Genomic DNA, 16039 nt, shown 5'->3' with positions numbered 1-16039 from the left:
CATCGTAAATGGTTAGATATTTGCCGCGCGCAAAGTGCAGGCCGTAGTTACATGCCTTTGGTTTGGTTTTAGGCATGTGAAAAGGCACCACTATTACCTCAAATATGGCAGGGAAATCCAGGTTTTTTACGGCGTTAAAGGTTTTATCGTCGTCCTCTTCTATCAGTAGTTTAATATCAAGCTTATGGCGCGGGTAATCTATCGATTGCAGGTTCCAGATCAGCTTTTTTATCAGCTTATCTTCTTTATATACCGGTAGTAATATGGTGTAAATGGGTAGGTCGTCATCATAAACAAGTTTCAGGTCATCTTTGGTAACGGCCTGGTGCAGCTCGAACCTTGAACCAACAAGCGCCAAAAACAGCTTAAATATTATAGCCACCAAAAAGAACGAACTAATGAGAACGTTGATAATAATGGATGTGTTCTTAAAGCTTAAGATGAGGCCTATGGTAACTATTCCAAGTAATACAAAAATAAATATCAGTTGAGCGGTTGAGAAGGTAACCACCGCCGAACTATCAGGGTCGCGCTTCATTAGCTCAAACACTGCCGATTTAATGTATTTATCGCCCAAAAGCTTATTGCTGAGCCAGGTGATATCCATATCGGATGCTATGATTATATGTGGTTCAAGATCATAAGTGAACCGGATAAAATCTATAAATAGCGTATCATCAGGCGAAGCCATTAAACATACCACCTTATTGTTTTCTATCCGTAGCGGCATGGCTAAGCGCTCGTGCGCAAAGTTCAGGTCTATCTTGCTTAAAACCCGGGTATCGTAGGCTTCCTTTCGGGGGGCCTCATGAATATGATAGCCGGCGTTAAGTATAGATCTGTCGTAATTTTTACGTGAGATATATCCTAAAGTGAGCGCTATCTTGATGAAGGATAAACCAGATTCAACTGAATATTTTTCAATTGCATCACGTTCACCTGCTGTGATAAACCCATCATTAGTCAACAATTCAGGAATTGATATACTCATGAAAAAACTACTATATAATTTAAATTTAGCGCCCCGCCCGAAACCTTAGTCATTAAACAGGTCCTGCGATTTTTGAACCCTTGAACGTATGTAAAGGAATGACAAAAGGATAAGCACCAGTATACCTAATAAGATGTACAGGTTATAGCTATCCCAGAAACGGGTAAGCGCACTCTTGGTGTCAATATACTCCAGGTTCTCGCTTGATTTATTTATATTAAAGAGGTACTTGTTATTGTTAACATCAGATATACAAACGTTGCTGCTTAGCGTTGAAAGCTGCTCGGTAATTGATTTTGATGCGGCCAGGAAAGCTTCAGATAAGTGCTGGCCCGTTGCGGTTAATACCAGTGTTGCATTGTTGCTTCGCCCGTAGAAGATCTGCGCCAAACCGTTAGATGTGGTATCAGACAGCGAGTACACGACCGTATTATTATCGGTATTGTACAGCCTGAAGTTTTTGTTAAACTTAACAGGTGCATCCGGAAACTCGTTTAATAAAGGGTCATCTTTAGCTAACAGGGCAATGATGTTATTCTTCTTTAACTCTGATGGGGAATGTAACACATCAGAAGAGTACATAAACTCGGGGAAGTTATTAGCGTTGATATTGTTGTTCAACTCATAAATAATTTCGCCCATTGCACCTGCAGCATATTTAGCAAATTTCTTTGATACTACAATACGGGTTGTACCGCTGTTAAATGCTTCGGGGTATTGGTAAAAACTTAGATCGCTTGTTATGAACGGGTTTTTCGATTCCAGGTATGATTTGTCAACATCAATTTCGGCAAAAAAATTGGTGAAGCTGTTTTTACAGTTACCGTTGTTAGGATAAAACCTAAACTCGGCCTCCAGCGTGTTGTATTTGTGGTGTTGATATCTGTTAATGGTAACCGATGTGTTTAATTTGCCGGATGCATCCAGTTTTTCGCTGCTTAGCAATAAACCGTTAAGGTAAATGTTGAAGAAGCCACGGTCGCCGGGGTTTAAGCTGCTATAATTAGCAACTATACGTATCTCTACCTCTTTAGGGGTAAAGCTAAAATCGCTATTCTTAAAGTTAAACGCGCTTTTTAACGAACCTATACCCGATAAAAAATCGCTAACACCGCCAATTTGCTTTAACGATAGTTTAGAGCGGTTTTCGTCAGTAGTTTTAAAGAATGTGTTTTGCGCTTTATTTACCAGCAGGTAATCGCCAAATGTTGAATTTAGCACGTTCATATTACCTAATGTGGTAATGCCTTTTTCATAGCCGGCGTCATCGCCACCGGTAACAAACAAGACCTCGGTAGGCACAATCTCTTGCGATACCGTTTTAACCGGCGTAAGCTTACCCTTTACATTAACCATGCGGGTAACTGTGTCAACTACGGTAGCAAGTGACTTATGCAGGTATAATAAACCCTGGTTGGCTTGCGGACTAACTTTTACCAGAGAGCGTTTATCATCACGAAGGGTTGGCATAGAACCAACCATAATGTAGTTATGTACGCTATCTGGTAGTTTGCTTATTTCAAATACGCCAATGTTTTTTGTTTGGGTTTTTTTTAGTCTTGCATACGCCCATGCAACCGCCTTAAGATCATGTAAAGATGGATTAGAGTTGTATATAATAGCTGTTTTAGAATCGAAACAATTACTGATGTTTATATTATTGAAAAAGTTTTTATTGCTTTTTACTAACGATAAGTAAGAGTAGTTTTTGATTTTTAACCACATAGCCGGGTTGTCCAGATCGCGGCAGGGATCATCTGTAATGGTTAACAGGGTTTTAAGCGTTATCTTAAGGTAATTATCGGCAGATACATCGGCCTTTGTAAGGGTTAAAGATATTTTTTGAATAGAGTCTTTTGTTAAACGGGCACTGTATACTGGTTTTGACCCAACAAATAAATTGATGTATGACCTGTCACGTATCAAGGCCTGCGACGGTTCAAAGTAAATAACCAGTTTACTCCCGGTTACTTCATACTGTGGTGTGATCTTAAAATAAAAGGATGTGGCACCGCTCATACCAAATATAGGCTCGTCATCATTATGCCCCATGGCTTTGAACGACATAACAGTTTGGGCGAACGAAGCTGTACCAAGTAATATAAAAGCCAGTAAGGTTAAAAGTCTCTTCATCAGATATAAGCGTTAGTTTATTACGTAAAATTCTACTCTAAAATAATTTCCGTTATCGTCACTGCGGTAACTTAGCTCACCGCCAAGTTCTTTTGTCATTAGCTTAGCAATTGAAAGACCCAGGCCAAGCTTGCTTTCTATAGTGCCCGATGCATCATTAAGCGTTTTTAGCTTATTGAACATCATATCCAGCTCTTCCTGCCCAATAGCAACGCCCTCATCAATAATTTCGAAAACAAATTTTTGGCGCTGCAGGCTGGTAACAATTTTTATATTGTTGTTGGTTTGCGAAAACTTTATAGAGTTTGATAACAGGTTTTGAAACACCTGGCCAACAAAAACCTTATCCAGTTTTACGTGAAGGGGTAATTTTAGAATATTATCAATCAGATGGATGTTCTTCATCTGGGCGGTTTCTATCAGGCCTTTATATATATGTATAACCTCGGTGTTAATATCAAAGATCTCCATATTGAATTTCATCTCAGGCGATTCTATCTCTTTAACATCCATCAGCTTATTAAGCATGTACTGCATTTTATCGGCCGATTCTGCAATGTAGCTGGTATAATCTTTTTGGTCGGCACTTAAGCGGTAATCTTCTTCCCTAAGCATGTTATTGCTCATTACAATAGAACCAATAAGGTTTTTAAGATCATGGCCGGCAATATTTATAAAGCTGTTCTTTTGGTCATCCAGCTTGCGCAGCTGTTCATACTGACTGTCTATAATATTATTTTTCTCGTTAATATCGTGGTTTTGCTCTTTAAGCTGCTCGTTAGATTTTTCGATCAATATTTGTGAGCGTACATCGCGGGCAATAACCTTATAACGGGCATTGGGTATTAAGCATGATATAAACGCGATAATGAAAAACATTTGGCCGCCATTGCTGATAACAAGGTCTAAAGAATACTCATTCAAAACATTATAAAATACAGCAAGAAGCAACAAGGCTATTAAGGTTTGTATAATAGAATGAATAGGCTCCCAAAAAACCTGTAGATTTAAAAATAATATTATGGTGGCAAAAATTAAATAGTAGGTAGTTGCCTGCTGTATATTAACTATATTACATAAAATGGCCGATGTTACCGAGAGCAGGAAAAAGGTTATGTGCAGCAGGGTACGGTAATTATATTTCCTGCTTTGAAAAAATGCATTTAAACCATAAATGATCATCACTGTAATGATCCTTATAATAAAAAACTGCAGCCAAATACTATTAGCAAATATAAAATCAACGATGCTGAATATGGGATATAGAAATATAATTGTCCAGATTATGTTATTAGTTTGATACCATGCTTTTTTTGATATCTCTCTTTGATATTCTTCCTTTGAAATTTGAACAAACATTTTGTATCCTTAAATTATAATATAAGATCAGCTCTTAATAACTATTAAGATATTGGAAAACACAACTCTCAAAAATACATTTCCGAAACTGTTAACAAACCTGCTTATTATAATATTAATTATAATTATGCAACGTGTTAATGCAAAAAGCAATCCACCCCCCTTAACCCAAAGGCAAACGGCGTTTAAGCGGGCAAAAAGCCTGGATAATGGGATTAGCATATCATGGTTGGAACAAACCTGGAATAAGGACATTTTGAGTATAAAACCTATAAAGAATACCGACTTCGAGTTAATTAAAAAGTTAGGTTTTAAGAGCATCAGGCTCCCGGTTGCTTTTGCATACTTCGAAACTAATAAAATTATGGTTGAGAAAGTATTTACTCATATTGATGAAGTTTTGGAACAATGTAATACATATGGCTTAAAGCTAATTATTGATTATCATTACGGGAATCTTAACGATAGTAACTATTTAACTGAAACGCCAAAGATCATTAACCAATGGCTTAAATTAACTAAGCGGTATATACGGGAAAGCCCGGAAAAGGTTTTCTTTGAATTATACAATGAGCCACCCCACATGAACCCTAAAGTGTGGAAAGATGCCGCGTATAATATTGTAACTGCTATTAGAAAAGTAGACAAAAAAAGAACATTAATAGTAGGCGCATCAAACTTTAATAGTATTTACGAGTTAAGCCGTACGGAAAGGCTGGCCGATGAAAATATTATTTACACTTTTCATTTTTACGAGCCCTTCTTTTTTACTCATCAGGGGGCCCGGTTGGGTGGGCAACCAGGTAGCAACCACAGGGGTGCCGTTCTCTTATGATGCAAAAACATACCCTGCTATAAACCCCAAGGTAAAAGGTACCTGGGGCGAAAATAATTATTATCAATACAAAACCGATGGCAACGAGCAATCGGTACATGATAAATTGCAAATTATTAAAAACTGGGGAGCTAAATATGATGTTCCTATATTATGCGGCGAGTATGGTGTATATAATAAATATGCCGATGCAGATAGCCGTTGCCGATATATAAACTCGGTACGTAAAAATTTAAAGGCCATGGGTATACCCGGAATAATGTGGGATTACAACACCAATTTTTCTATATTTAACGGCCCGCCGTCAATTAATACCCTGTCTGATTGTATGAAACAGGCTATTGATTATACAGGCGCGAAATAATATTGACATTAATTATTAACTTTGCTCACTAATAAGGTACTATGAAATTTTTCGAAGAAAAACGCAAAGAGGTAATGGGTCATATTGAAAAGTTCATGCTGGAGAAGATGAACGAATATTTGAAACCCATTGATACAATATGGCAACCATCAGACTTTTTGCCTGATGCTTCAAGGGATACGTTTTTTAGCGAGATAAAAGAAATGCAGGAAAGCGCCCGGGGTTTATCATATGACCTTGTTGCTGTACTTATAGGTGATACGATCACCGAAGAAGCATTGCCTACCTACGAATCGTGGTTAACCATGGTTGAAGGTGTATCTGATAATGAAGAAGGTGGCTGGATGAAATGGACACGCCACTGGACTGCTGAAGAAAACCGCCACGGCGACCTGCTTAATAAATACTTATACCTATCTGGCCGTGTTAATATGCGCGCTATGGAGGTATCTACCCAATATTTAATTGCCGATGGGTTTGATATTGGCACCGGCCACGACCCTTATCGTAACTTTATATACACATCTTTCCAGGAACTGGCTACAAACGTATCTCACCGCAGGGTGGCATCGCAGGCTAAAAAAGATGGCGATACATTGCTATCTAAAATGTGTGGCGTAATTGCCGGCGATGAGGCACGCCACGCAAAAGCTTACAAATATTTTATTGAAAAAATATTTGAGGTTGACCCTAATGAGGCCATGTTGGCTTTTGAGGATATGATGCGTAAAAAAATTGTTATGCCGGCCCACTTCCTTCGCGAAGTTGGTTTGAAGATTGGCCAGACATTCGGCCACTTTACTGATGCTGCAGAACGCTTGGGTATTTATACAGCTATCGACTATGTTGATATATTAAAGGAACTAATAGAAGACTGGCATATAGAAAGCGTTATGGACCTAAAAGAAGATGGCGAAAAAGCACGTGATTATATCATGAACCTGCCAAACCGTTTACTACGCGTTGCCGAACGTATGAAGAACCCAATGCTGGAGTATAAATTTAGCTGGATCTACGGATAAGCGTAAGAATTTTAATATGAAGCCCTCTTTGAAAAAACAAAGAGGGCTTTTTTGTTTATTTATATAAACCTTAATTTCTCTTACCCTCTTTGCGCAGCAGAGAGGGTCGAGCAGCGTAGCGTAGTCGGGGTGAGTAAATAGTGTATGTATAAATAGTAATATTATCCCTCCTGCAGCAAATCCGTACCCTGCCCGCCGGATATATCATCAAACAAGCTGTTCAGGATAGATTCAACGGTAATGGAGTTAATGTCATCTACATAATGCTCGTTGCGGGTTATCCAAAGCTGATCGCCCTGTACCGTAATGGTAAACAAAATACCTTCATACAGCTTAGGGTAGCTTATCTCAATGCCGTTAGGGGCATTGGCTATGTTAAAACTTATATCGCTTTGCCTTTGCTTTTGAAAGATTGGGTTCAGTCTTTCTTGCAGATGGGTAAAAAGCTCGTTAATATTAACAGGTTTATGCAGGGTGATGATCTTCATGATGGTATGTTTAATATATTTACAATTGGCTTGCAGCTATTGTTTACAAAGCATTTTTATTTGAGCTTTTAAAACAGGAGTTTTGCTTACAGCGTTCATCTTAAAAAAACTACTACTACCATGAATTATAAATTATTAGGCCGATCAGGATTAAAGGTATCCGAGCTTTGTTTAGGCACAATGGGTTTTGGGACCGAAGGCGGATGGGGAGCCGATGCTGCCACCAGCTTCGAGATCATGGATGCCTACGCTAACGCAGGTGGCAACTTCCTGGATACCGCCAATATATACAAGCTGGGCACCAGCGAAAAGATAATTGGCGACTATATAGCCAACCAGGATCGCGATTACTTTGTGCTGGCCACCAAATACAGCTTAAAAGATAATATTACCAACCCCAACGCAAGCGGCAACAATCGCAAGAATATGATGCGCAGTATAGAGGATAGCCTGAAACGTTTAAAAACAGATTTTATAGATGTGCTGTACCTGCACATTTGGGATAATATTACCCCGATTGATGAAGTGCTGCGCGCTATGGATGACTTGATAAAACAAGGCAAAATAACCTATGCTGCCATCAGCGATACCCCTGCCTGGGTAGTAGCCAAGGGTAACACCCTTGCCGAACTAATGGGCTGGAGCCAGTTTATAGCCCTGCAGGTAGAATACAGCCTGCTGGCCCGCACCGCCGAACGTGAATTGATCCCAATGGCCAAACATTTTGGAATGACGGTTACGCCATGGGCGCCACTGGCAGGCGGCGCATTAACAGGTAAATATCTAAAAGGAGATAAAGGCCGCATAAAAGCCGATAGCAAACGCCTGGACGCGCGCAGCGAAAACATTACCAAAGTAGTGATGGAAGTTGCGCAGGAGCTTGGCGTATCTGAAAGCCACGTTGCATTGCAGTGGACAATGAGCAAAGGTTTTAGCTGTATCCCAATTGTTGGCGCCACCAAGGTTGACCAGTTGAAAGATAACCTAAAAACAATTGATGTGATATTAAGCCCGGCACACATCCAAAAACTTAATGATGCCAGCAAGATAGAATTGGGCTTCCCCGGCGATTTCTTTAACGAAGATGCTGTGAAGAATAATTCGTTCGGCGGGTTTTATGACAGGGTAGAAAAGAGATAAGGTACATTATCGACCATAAAAAAAGCCCCTATGTAATTGCATAGGGGCTTTTTTGTATTTTGATAAATTATTTTTTTTCGCTTTTCTTAACCGTTTTCGGTTTTGCTGCCGTAGTTGATTTTGCTGCGGTGGTTGGTTTTGGCTTGGCAGCTGCAACTGGTTTCTTGGCAGGAGCTGCTTTAGCTACCGGTTTTTCGGCAGGTTGCTCTTTTTCCAGATCGTGCTCAATAACCAGTGTTGGTTCGCCATGCTCGTCAGATAATGATTTTTCAACATCGGGGATATGTGTTGTTTCAACCACATCCGAAGTTTCAGATGGCAATGCTACGTTATTTAATAATTCGGCCAATACAGTACGACCGCCTTTTACTACCTGATTAAGTTCTACATTAATTTTGGTGCCTAATGGAAGGAAAATATCAACCCTCGATCCAAATTTAATAAAGCCAAATTGCTGGCCCTGTTCAACTACATCGCCCTCTTTAACATACCATACAATACGACGGGCAAGCGCTCCCGCTATCTGGCGGAATAATATCTGGGTGCCTTCGCTGTTTTCGGTTACAACCGTGGTACGCTCGTTTTCAGTTGATGATTTTGGGTGCCATGCCACCAGGTATTTACCCGGGTGATATTTAAAATATTTTACAACACCACTTATAGGGTTACGGTTTACGTGTACATTAACCGGCGACATAAACACAGATAACTGTATGCGCCTGTCTTTAAAAAATTCGGTTTCTTCCGTTTCTTCAATTACCACCACTTTGCCATCTGCAGGGCAAAGCACCTGCGATTCTTCTGCGCTGATATGTAAAACAGGGCTGCGAAAAAACTGTACAATAGTTACAAACAGTAAAAACGACAGGATATAAACTATCCACTTTACAACATGAGCATCGGGGAAATAAAATGAGATTAGCGCGTTCAATACAAATATGAACAGCACTGTTAAGGCAAGTGATGTATATCCTTCTTTATGAAAAGTCATATATAGGGTAATAAGTTTCTACAAAATTAAGCATTTACAACGAAGTATAAGTAAGTATATACAATAGGGGCGGCAAGTAATAGCCCGTCAAACCTATCCAGTAAGCCGCCGTGGCCGGGCAGTATAGTGCCGGAGTCCTTTACATTTATGCTGCGTTTAAACATAGATTCTACCAGATCGCCCAGTGTACCAAAGCAGGAGATAAGTATCCCAACGCTCATCCAGTGCTTCCAATCCAGTTCTGGGAAATATAAACTAATGATATAACCTACGCCCGCGCTGATAACTACACCGCCAATAAAACCTTCCCATGTTTTTTTAGGGGAGTGGCGCTCAAAAAGTTTGGTACGGCCAATACTTAGGCCTACCAGGTAGGCACCGGTATCGTTAGCCCAAAGCATTAATAAAAATGCCATCGGGATGTGAAAGTTAAAGCCCTGATTGTTAATATAGGCCAGCGCATGAAAAAAGCTGAAGGGCACGATCACAAAAGCCATCCCCACCAACGTATAGGCAATATTGGCAAATGGTGCTACGGATATTTTGAATAACTCCCGTATAAAAACCAGGCTAATACTTAATACCAGCAAAAACAACAGTAAATAGGCTAAATGATGATCATTTAAAGCCGGAAGAGTGAGCATGCCCGAATAGTTAAGTAGTGCCGCCCCACTAAAAAGTAATACACCGCTTAGTATCCCAACGGGGATATTTGGAGTTGCTGTGTCCTTTTTAATAAGGGAATAAAATTCATATAAACAAAAGCAGCTAAGTACTAAATAAAAGGCGGCGAATACCTGGTAACCCAGTAAAAACGACCCCAGCATCACTATTGTAAAAAAAAAGCCCGTTATGGCGCGTGTCTTCATAAATTAATTTGGTTCAGTATCATTATTTCGATAGCACGGCCAAAGTTTTCCTGGTGAATATATACTTCAATATCGCCAAAAGCCTGATGCGATGATGCCTGCCGGTTAAGCAATACGGCATCTATCTGGTACCCGGTAAGTACCTGCTTCACAATTTCAGACTCATAAAAGTTTGATGAAGTATAAATTTTAACCCAGTTCTTCTCCATTTAATACAGGGACCTGCTTTTTGCCCAATGCTACCTTTTTATAAACTATCAGCAAAATTATAATAATTATCAGGCTAAATAGATACTGCCACCAACTAAATACATCCGTAGCATCGGGGTTTAGTTTAATATGCTTTTTTTGATACAAGTAAGTTGCTACTACAGCTGTGCCATTATTTAAAAAATGCCCCCAAACCGCCGGCCATATACTGCCGCTATAAGCAACAAAATAACCAAACAGTGCGCCAAGCAGCAGGCGGGGTAAAAAGCCATAAAACTCCATATGGAAGGCACTGAAAAGGGCGGCTGTTATCCAAATGGCGGCGTGTATATTCTTCGTTAACCGGGCCATTATGGTTTGTAAGCCACCACGAAACATAAACTCCTCGGCAACGGCGGTTAAAAAGCCTATCAGTATCAAGTTTTTAATGCAATCCCAAAGGGTATTCATTTGCAATATGGCCATGGTAACCCGGCGGGCGCTTTCTTCACTCTCCTTCATCCATTTCTCCAGTCCGTTTAGCCATTTTGGTAAAACCAATTGCTGGTTAACGTTGCTCAAAAACTCTATTAATGGCGATGATACCAGCATCACAAAAAAAGCGACAACAAACAGCACCCACGGGAAACGGAATGATGGTTTAACATACTCTTGGGGATCTTTCACTACCCAATAAGCAAAAATAATTGGGGTAGCAAAAATGGGGATGGTGGTAGTTACTATCTGTAAAATATATAAGGCGGGTATACTTTGCGGGTTGCTAAAATTTAAATGGGCAATATCAACTATCAGGTCAAAGCCATAAATTAAGCCGACCGCTATTATCCCTAATATGTTAAATGCAGTAAATATCCCCATAAATATTACTATAAAAAGTAGGAGTTGCTTTCCCGGGGACATTTGACTTACAGCGCTTTTCATCATATAGCTTAAATTTTGTATTTTTGCAGCGCTTAAATATAAGCCATGTCTGTACAAATAGGAAATATTGATTTAGGGGAGTTCCCGCTGCTGCTGGCACCGATGGAGGACGTGAGCGATCCGCCTTTCCGTTATGTATGCAAGCAAAACGGCGCGGATATGATGTACACGGAGTTTATTTCATCCGAGGGACTGATACGCGATGCTGCTAAAAGCCGCCAAAAGCTCGACATCTTTGAATACGAACGCCCAATAGGCATTCAGATCTTCGGTAGTGATATCGACCATATGCGCGAAGCTACCGAAATAGCCTCATTAGCAGGGCCAGATCTGATGGATATCAATTACGGTTGCCCGGTTAAACAGGTTGCCTGCCGTGGTGCCGGTGCAAGTTTACTGCAGGATATTGATAAAATGGTTGCCATGACCAAAGCGGTTGTTGGAGCTACCCATTTGCCCGTTACTGTAAAAACCCGCCTTGGCTGGGATGATAATACAAAAAATGTTTACGAAGTTGCCGAACGCCTGCAGGATGTAGGTATAAAGGCGCTAACCATTCATGGCCGCACCCGTTCGCAAATGTATAAAGGTGTTGCCGACTGGACCCTGATAAGCGAGATCAAAAAGAACCCGCGGATACAGATCCCGATTTTTGGTAACGGTGATATCGATTCGCCCGAGAAAGCAGCCAACTGGCGCATGGAGTATGGGGTAGATGGTATGATGATAGGCCGTGCGGCTATAGGTTACCCGTGGATCTTCCGCGAGGTTAAGCATTTCTTTAAAACCGGCGAGCATTTAGATAAACCAACCATTGCCGAGCGTATAGAGGTTTGCAAAACCCATCTCGAAAAATCAATGGAATGGAAAGGCCCGCGTACAGGTATTTTTGAAATGCGCCGCCATTACAGCAACTATTTTAAAGGCGTGCCCGACTTTAAAGAATACCGCATGAGGCTGGTAACAGCCGGTACCGTAGATGAGATTATGGATATATTAGGCGAAGTTGACAAAAAATATGCTTTTGAAATGGCGTAATATTTGTTTGTAAAATATATATTTGAATATAAACAGACAACAAAGCAATGGCTACTACCATAACTGAAGGTGTTAAGGTTTCAGTTGAAACAATTTACCAACCCGAATATTCTAACCCAATGAATGATCATTTTATGTTCGCATATAAAGTGAGCATTGAAAATATGGGTAATTATGCCGTACGTTTGGTAAGCCGGCACTGGTATATTTTTGACTCTAACGGCGCTAAACGCGAAGTAGAAGGTGAGGGCGTTGTAGGCCTGCAGCCAATAATTGAGCCCGGTAATTCGCACGAATATGTGAGCGGTTGTAACCTTAAAACAGATATGGGTAGCATGAAAGGTGAGTACCAGATGGAACGCCTGCTGGATAATTCAGTATTCAACGTACAGATCCCCGAATTTTATTTAATAGCGCCATATAGGCTTAACTAAGATATAGCAACCAAGATTTTTATATGCCTCGACAGAAATGTTGGGGCTTTTTTATTTAAGTAGATATAAGCAAAAAGGCTGCCCTAAGGCAGCCTTTTCTAAACAACAATCAAACTAAAGATTATTCTGCCTTTAAAGAAGCTGGCCGGCTGTCTTACGCAGGCATATGCAATACGTTGTAATGCAAAAATCAATAGAACGATTAATGCCAATACGCAGGCTTTGGACCTAACGCTACATGTAAATGTTATTTATTTTGATTTAAATGCACATTTCGGGCTTTTATAAAAGCGCCGACCCACAAAATTTACAAAAGGTGGCGTCGCTATCGTGCCCTTCGCGGCCGCAGGTAGGGCAGGCTTCGGGTAACTCTTTTTTCTGGCGGGCAGCTATTGCAAGGTCATGAGTTAAGATCCCGGTGGGTACCGCTATAATAGCATAACCAATCAGCATTACTATAGAAGCTACAAACTTGCCCATTGGCGTAACCGGGGAAATATCCCCATAACCAACTGTAGTAATGGTAACAATTGCCCAGTAAATACTTTCGGGAATGTTTGTAAAGCCATTTTCGCGCTTCTCAACCAAATACATAATAGAGCCCAGGATAACCGTAAGCGATAAAACTGTAAGCAGGAATATGCTGATCTTTCGCAGGCTGCCTTTCAAGGCAACAGTTAGAAAATTTATCTCAGTTAAAAAACGGCTCAGCTTAAAGATCCGGAAAACCCGCAACAGCCTAAGTGCCCTAAACACTAATAATGATTGCGCACCGATAAAAAAGATACTCAGGTAGGACGGTATCAACGCTATCAGGTCAATTATGCCTAACGGGCTAATAACATAACTTATAGGCCGCCTGATGCTAATTAACCGCAGAGTATATTCTATGGTAAATAGTATGGTATACCCCCATTCAACATATTTTAAAAGCTGCCCGTGTTGTTGATGGATGCTTTCCACACTATCCAGCATCACTACAATAATGCTTGTAAAAATGGCTATCAGCAGGGCTACATCAAATGCCTTCCCCGCACGAGTGTTTGATTCATAAATGATCTCGTGCAGCCTAAAACGCCAGTCTTTATCAGTTTCGTTTGATGCCATGATTAAACATAACACAATATGGCATTGATTGTGTGCAACTCACAAGGAGTTGGGGGGATAAAAAAGGCTACCCTGGGGCAGCCTTTCAACACTAAACTAGTTAAACTAAAAAAAGCTATTTTTCTCCGGCAATAATATTACCGCCGGGTATTTTGCTGTAAGCGTAATCGCTAAATACGATCTCGTCTGTGGTAGTATCGTGGCTAAGCTTTATCCAGCCGAAGTAGGGTTCACCATTTATTTTGAGGGCAAAGCCTAAATATTTTTCTGTTTTATTTGCCCAAAGGCCTTCAACATCGGTTTGCGAACCGGTTGAAACAACGCTCATAATAGATGCTTTTTGCTGATTGGCAGTCCACTTAACTTCATTTGTTTCTGTTGGTTCAATGGTTTCATCTTTATTAAATGGGTATGCCCATAAGCTGCCATTCACCAGTTCTTCCCCTTTTTTTACAAATATTTTGTTACTGGTATTGGTTTTGCCATAAGCAGACAGGTATAAATGCTGCTTGCCGTCGTGCATAATAAGTACACTGGAAAAACTGATATCTGTTGTGCCATCTGCATTCGCATCCAGGAAAATGTGTTTCTTGTAGCCAACCCTCATATTTAACGTGCGGTACACAATATTGGCAGATGATGGTTGTGTTTCGCCCGTTACGGGCGTGGTTTCTATAGGATCGGGTGGTACAATTATGCCCTCGCTATTTTTATCTTTTTTGCATGCCTGTAAGGATAATATTATACTCAGACACAGTAGTATATATTTTTTCATGATATAATGACGATGCAGCAAAACAAAGTGTTACAAGTACACATAAAAAAACCGCCCCTATTATTTTGAGGCGATTTAATATTGTTTTGATTCCTGTCTAAAGAGTGCGTTTAAGCGGCTTAGTTCCTTCTGTTAAACAGGAACGAGGCGTAGTATACCAGTGTAGCCAGGGCACTTAAGGCAGCAACAACATAGGTCATGGCGGCCCACCAAAGGGCATCTTTTGCCTGCTCGTGTTCCTGGCGGGTTTGCATAATGGTGTAGTTATTATCCAACCATGCTAACGCGCGCTGGCTGGCATCAAACTCAACCGGCAGGGTAATAAAGCTAAACAAGGTTACTAATGCCAAAGCAGCAACACCAATTGCCAGTACATAAGGGTTATGTGTAAAAAACAACAGCATAATACCAATCATCAGCGTCCATTGGGTTAATGTTGATGCCACATTTACCACCGGCACCATTGCCGAACGGAAGCTTAACCAGCTATAAGCTTTTGCATGTTGTACCGCATGGCCACACTCGTGAGCAGCAACGGCCGCGGCCGCGATACTACGGCTGTGGTAAACATCCGGACTAAGATTAACGGTTTTATCTGCGGGGTTGTAGTGGTCGGTTAATTGGCCTTCAACAGAAATTACCCGTACGTCATATATGCCGTTATCTTTCAGCATGCGCTCGGCCACATCCTTGCCGGATAGGCCGGATAACAAAGGCATTTCTGAATATTGTTTAAATTTACTTTTAAAACGCCATTGCACAATAAAGCTCACCAGTGCTATCACTATCATGAGCAGCAAAGCAGAATTATAGGAAACGAATAATAGGTTTATCATTTTTCAATAGTTTTATATAAAGTTCTATTTCAAAAAGCATTCCAGTTCTAAGTTGAAGGTAGAAAGTTCAAAGTGAAAAGTACTACATTTGAAATATATGCCAAGCAATTTTTCATACTGGGAACGTAGCGCGTTGATTGATAATGCCGATGTAATTATTATTGGCAGCGGCATTGTAGGCCTTAGCGCCGCCTTGTATTTAAAAACACGGGAACCAAATTTGAAGGTTTTGGTTTTAGAGCGTGGTTTTTTACCAAGCGGGGCCAGTACAAAAAACGCCGGTTTCGCCTGTTTCGGGACGGTTTCGGAGCAATTAGAAGCGCTTAAACACTCATCTGAAGAAGAGGTTGCACGGCTCGCTAATTATAAATGGCGTGGCTTGCAGCGTTTACGCCAAAACCTTGGCGATGAACATATTGATTATCATCAGCATGGTGGCTACGAGCTATTTATGCAAGGGGAAGAAGCTAATGCGGAAGAAGCTATTAATAATATAGCACGATTAAATAAATTATTAAACCCGGTT

General features: G+C 40.6%; 16 protein-coding genes and 2 pseudogenes. 7 read left to right on the top strand and 11 right to left on the bottom strand.

Going from position 1 to position 16039, the window contains the following annotated elements; all coding sequences use genetic code 11:
- From JWQ85_RS00595 to JWQ85_RS00585, 3 genes and pseudogenes are all read right to left on the bottom strand, one after another.
- Nucleotides 1-991 (bottom strand): annotated as a pseudogene (locus tag JWQ85_RS00595) (glycosyl transferase); the annotation flags it as partial.
- Nucleotides 992-1036: 45 nt separating this feature from the next.
- Complete coding sequence (locus tag JWQ85_RS00590) at nt 1037-3124, bottom strand: cellulose biosynthesis cyclic di-GMP-binding regulatory protein BcsB (protein WP_299462338.1); 2088 nt, start codon at nt 3122-3124, stop codon at nt 1037-1039.
- 12 nt (nt 3125-3136) lie between these two features.
- Nucleotides 3137-4483, bottom strand: a complete 1347-nt coding sequence (locus JWQ85_RS00585) for a HAMP domain-containing sensor histidine kinase (protein ID WP_299462335.1) — start codon at nt 4481-4483, stop codon at nt 3137-3139.
- Nucleotides 4484-4610: 127 nt separating this feature from the next.
- Between JWQ85_RS00585 and JWQ85_RS00580 the strand changes: the two genes are divergently transcribed.
- Genes JWQ85_RS00580 through JWQ85_RS00570 form a run of 3 tightly spaced genes read left to right on the top strand, consistent with a single transcriptional unit; the run spans nt 4611 to nt 6704 of the window.
- Nucleotides 4611-5318: a cellulase family glycosylhydrolase gene (locus tag JWQ85_RS00580; RefSeq protein ID WP_299462332.1), complete on the top strand. Its 708-nt coding sequence runs from the start codon at nt 4611-4613 to the stop codon at nt 5316-5318.
- Nucleotides 5275-5682: a hypothetical protein gene (locus JWQ85_RS00575; RefSeq protein ID WP_299462329.1), complete on the top strand. Its 408-nt coding sequence runs from the start codon at nt 5275-5277 to the stop codon at nt 5680-5682. The genes JWQ85_RS00580 and JWQ85_RS00575 overlap by 44 nt, the downstream gene beginning before the upstream one ends.
- Before the next feature lie 41 nt (nt 5683-5723).
- Nucleotides 5724-6704, top strand: coding sequence for an acyl-ACP desaturase (locus JWQ85_RS00570; protein WP_299462326.1), 981 nt, complete (start codon nt 5724-5726; stop codon nt 6702-6704).
- A 161-nt stretch (nt 6705-6865) separates the two neighbouring features.
- On the opposite strand, the gene JWQ85_RS00565 is transcribed toward JWQ85_RS00570, so the two are convergent.
- Nucleotides 6866-7192: a hypothetical protein gene (locus JWQ85_RS00565; RefSeq protein WP_299462323.1), complete on the bottom strand. Its 327-nt coding sequence runs from the start codon at nt 7190-7192 to the stop codon at nt 6866-6868.
- A 120-nt stretch (nt 7193-7312) separates the two neighbouring features.
- Here JWQ85_RS00565 and JWQ85_RS00560 point away from each other — a divergent pair, with 120 nt between their 5' ends.
- Nucleotides 7313-8332, top strand: a complete 1020-nt coding sequence (locus JWQ85_RS00560; protein ID WP_299462320.1) for an aldo/keto reductase — start codon at nt 7313-7315, stop codon at nt 8330-8332.
- Nucleotides 8333-8669: 337 nt separating this feature from the next.
- On the opposite strand, the pseudogene JWQ85_RS00555 reads toward JWQ85_RS00560, so the two are convergent.
- The 4 genes and pseudogenes from JWQ85_RS00555 to JWQ85_RS00540 all read right to left on the bottom strand — a co-directional run.
- Nucleotides 8670-9323: pseudogene (locus JWQ85_RS00555) on the bottom strand (phosphatidylserine decarboxylase family protein); the annotation flags it as partial.
- A 26-nt stretch (nt 9324-9349) separates the two neighbouring features.
- Nucleotides 9350-10192, bottom strand: a complete 843-nt coding sequence (locus JWQ85_RS00550; protein WP_299462317.1) for a phosphatidate cytidylyltransferase — start codon at nt 10190-10192, stop codon at nt 9350-9352.
- A complete protein-coding gene (locus JWQ85_RS00545) occupies nt 10189-10401 on the bottom strand; it encodes a hypothetical protein (protein WP_299462314.1) in 213 nt (70 codons plus the stop codon). Before JWQ85_RS00545 ends, JWQ85_RS00550 begins: the two co-directional genes overlap by 4 nt.
- Complete coding sequence (locus JWQ85_RS00540; protein WP_299462311.1) at nt 10382-11326, bottom strand: CPBP family intramembrane glutamic endopeptidase; 945 nt, start codon at nt 11324-11326, stop codon at nt 10382-10384. The genes JWQ85_RS00545 and JWQ85_RS00540 overlap by 20 nt, the downstream gene beginning before the upstream one ends.
- 42 nt (nt 11327-11368) lie before the next feature.
- Here JWQ85_RS00540 and dusB point away from each other — a divergent pair, with 42 nt between their 5' ends.
- Nucleotides 11369-12361 (top strand): tRNA dihydrouridine synthase DusB, encoded by a 993-nt coding sequence (dusB, locus tag JWQ85_RS00535; RefSeq protein WP_299462308.1) that lies wholly within the window; start codon nt 11369-11371, stop codon nt 12359-12361.
- A 47-nt stretch (nt 12362-12408) separates the two neighbouring features.
- Nucleotides 12409-12795: a Co2+/Mg2+ efflux protein ApaG gene (gene apaG / locus JWQ85_RS00530; RefSeq protein ID WP_299462305.1), complete on the top strand. Its 387-nt coding sequence runs from the start codon at nt 12409-12411 to the stop codon at nt 12793-12795.
- Nucleotides 12796-13077: 282 nt separating this feature from the next.
- On the opposite strand, the gene JWQ85_RS00525 is transcribed toward apaG, so the two are convergent.
- From JWQ85_RS00525 to JWQ85_RS00515, 3 genes are all read right to left on the bottom strand, one after another.
- On the bottom strand, nt 13078-13902 hold the full coding sequence (locus tag JWQ85_RS00525) for an ion transporter (RefSeq protein ID WP_299462302.1): 825 nt from the start codon (nt 13900-13902) through the stop codon (nt 13078-13080).
- A 115-nt stretch (nt 13903-14017) separates the two neighbouring features.
- Nucleotides 14018-14677 (bottom strand): hypothetical protein, encoded by a 660-nt coding sequence (locus JWQ85_RS00520; protein WP_299462299.1) that lies wholly within the window; start codon nt 14675-14677, stop codon nt 14018-14020.
- 119 nt (nt 14678-14796) lie between these two features.
- Entirely contained in the window at nt 14797-15513 is a 717-nt protein-coding gene (locus tag JWQ85_RS00515) for a zinc metallopeptidase (RefSeq protein WP_299462296.1), read from the bottom strand.
- Nucleotides 15514-15610: 97 nt separating this feature from the next.
- Here JWQ85_RS00515 and JWQ85_RS00510 point away from each other — a divergent pair.
- Nucleotides 15611-16039 (top strand): FAD-binding oxidoreductase (locus JWQ85_RS00510; protein ID WP_299462293.1); only part of this gene is annotated, 429 nt, incomplete at its 3' end.

Source organism: Mucilaginibacter sp. (genome assembly GCF_028288105.1).
Classification (GTDB): Bacteria; Bacteroidota; Bacteroidia; order Sphingobacteriales; family Sphingobacteriaceae; genus Mucilaginibacter.
The sequence above is the reverse complement of the archived record's forward strand: the minus strand, read 5'-3'. Positions and strand labels throughout refer to the sequence as shown.

What these genes read in the sequence shown, in the direction of transcription:
- JWQ85_RS00545 (WP_299462314.1), bottom strand. Translation starts at nt 10,401, where the DNA reads ATGGAGAAGAACTGGGTTAAAATTTATACTTCATCAAACTTTTATGAG.
- JWQ85_RS00580 (WP_299462332.1), top strand. Translation starts at nt 4,611, where the DNA reads ATGCAACGTGTTAATGCAAAAAGCAATCCACCCCCCTTAACCCAAAGG.
- JWQ85_RS00585 (WP_299462335.1), bottom strand. Translation starts at nt 4,483, where the DNA reads ATGTTTGTTCAAATTTCAAAGGAAGAATATCAAAGAGAGATATCAAAA.
- JWQ85_RS00525 (WP_299462302.1), bottom strand. Translation starts at nt 13,902, where the DNA reads ATGGCATCAAACGAAACTGATAAAGACTGGCGTTTTAGGCTGCACGAG.
- dusB (WP_299462308.1), top strand. Translation starts at nt 11,369, where the DNA reads ATGTCTGTACAAATAGGAAATATTGATTTAGGGGAGTTCCCGCTGCTG.
- JWQ85_RS00570 (WP_299462326.1), top strand. Translation starts at nt 5,724, where the DNA reads ATGAAATTTTTCGAAGAAAAACGCAAAGAGGTAATGGGTCATATTGAA.
- apaG (WP_299462305.1), top strand. Translation starts at nt 12,409, where the DNA reads ATGGCTACTACCATAACTGAAGGTGTTAAGGTTTCAGTTGAAACAATT.
- JWQ85_RS00560 (WP_299462320.1), top strand. Translation starts at nt 7,313, where the DNA reads ATGAATTATAAATTATTAGGCCGATCAGGATTAAAGGTATCCGAGCTT.
- JWQ85_RS00540 (WP_299462311.1), bottom strand. Translation starts at nt 11,326, where the DNA reads ATGATGAAAAGCGCTGTAAGTCAAATGTCCCCGGGAAAGCAACTCCTA.
- JWQ85_RS00550 (WP_299462317.1), bottom strand. Translation starts at nt 10,192, where the DNA reads ATGAAGACACGCGCCATAACGGGCTTTTTTTTTACAATAGTGATGCTG.
- JWQ85_RS00515 (WP_299462296.1), bottom strand. Translation starts at nt 15,513, where the DNA reads ATGATAAACCTATTATTCGTTTCCTATAATTCTGCTTTGCTGCTCATG.
- JWQ85_RS00520 (WP_299462299.1), bottom strand. Translation starts at nt 14,677, where the DNA reads ATGAAAAAATATATACTACTGTGTCTGAGTATAATATTATCCTTACAG.
- JWQ85_RS00565 (WP_299462323.1), bottom strand. Translation starts at nt 7,192, where the DNA reads ATGAAGATCATCACCCTGCATAAACCTGTTAATATTAACGAGCTTTTT.
- JWQ85_RS00590 (WP_299462338.1), bottom strand. Translation starts at nt 3,124, where the DNA reads ATGAAGAGACTTTTAACCTTACTGGCTTTTATATTACTTGGTACAGCT.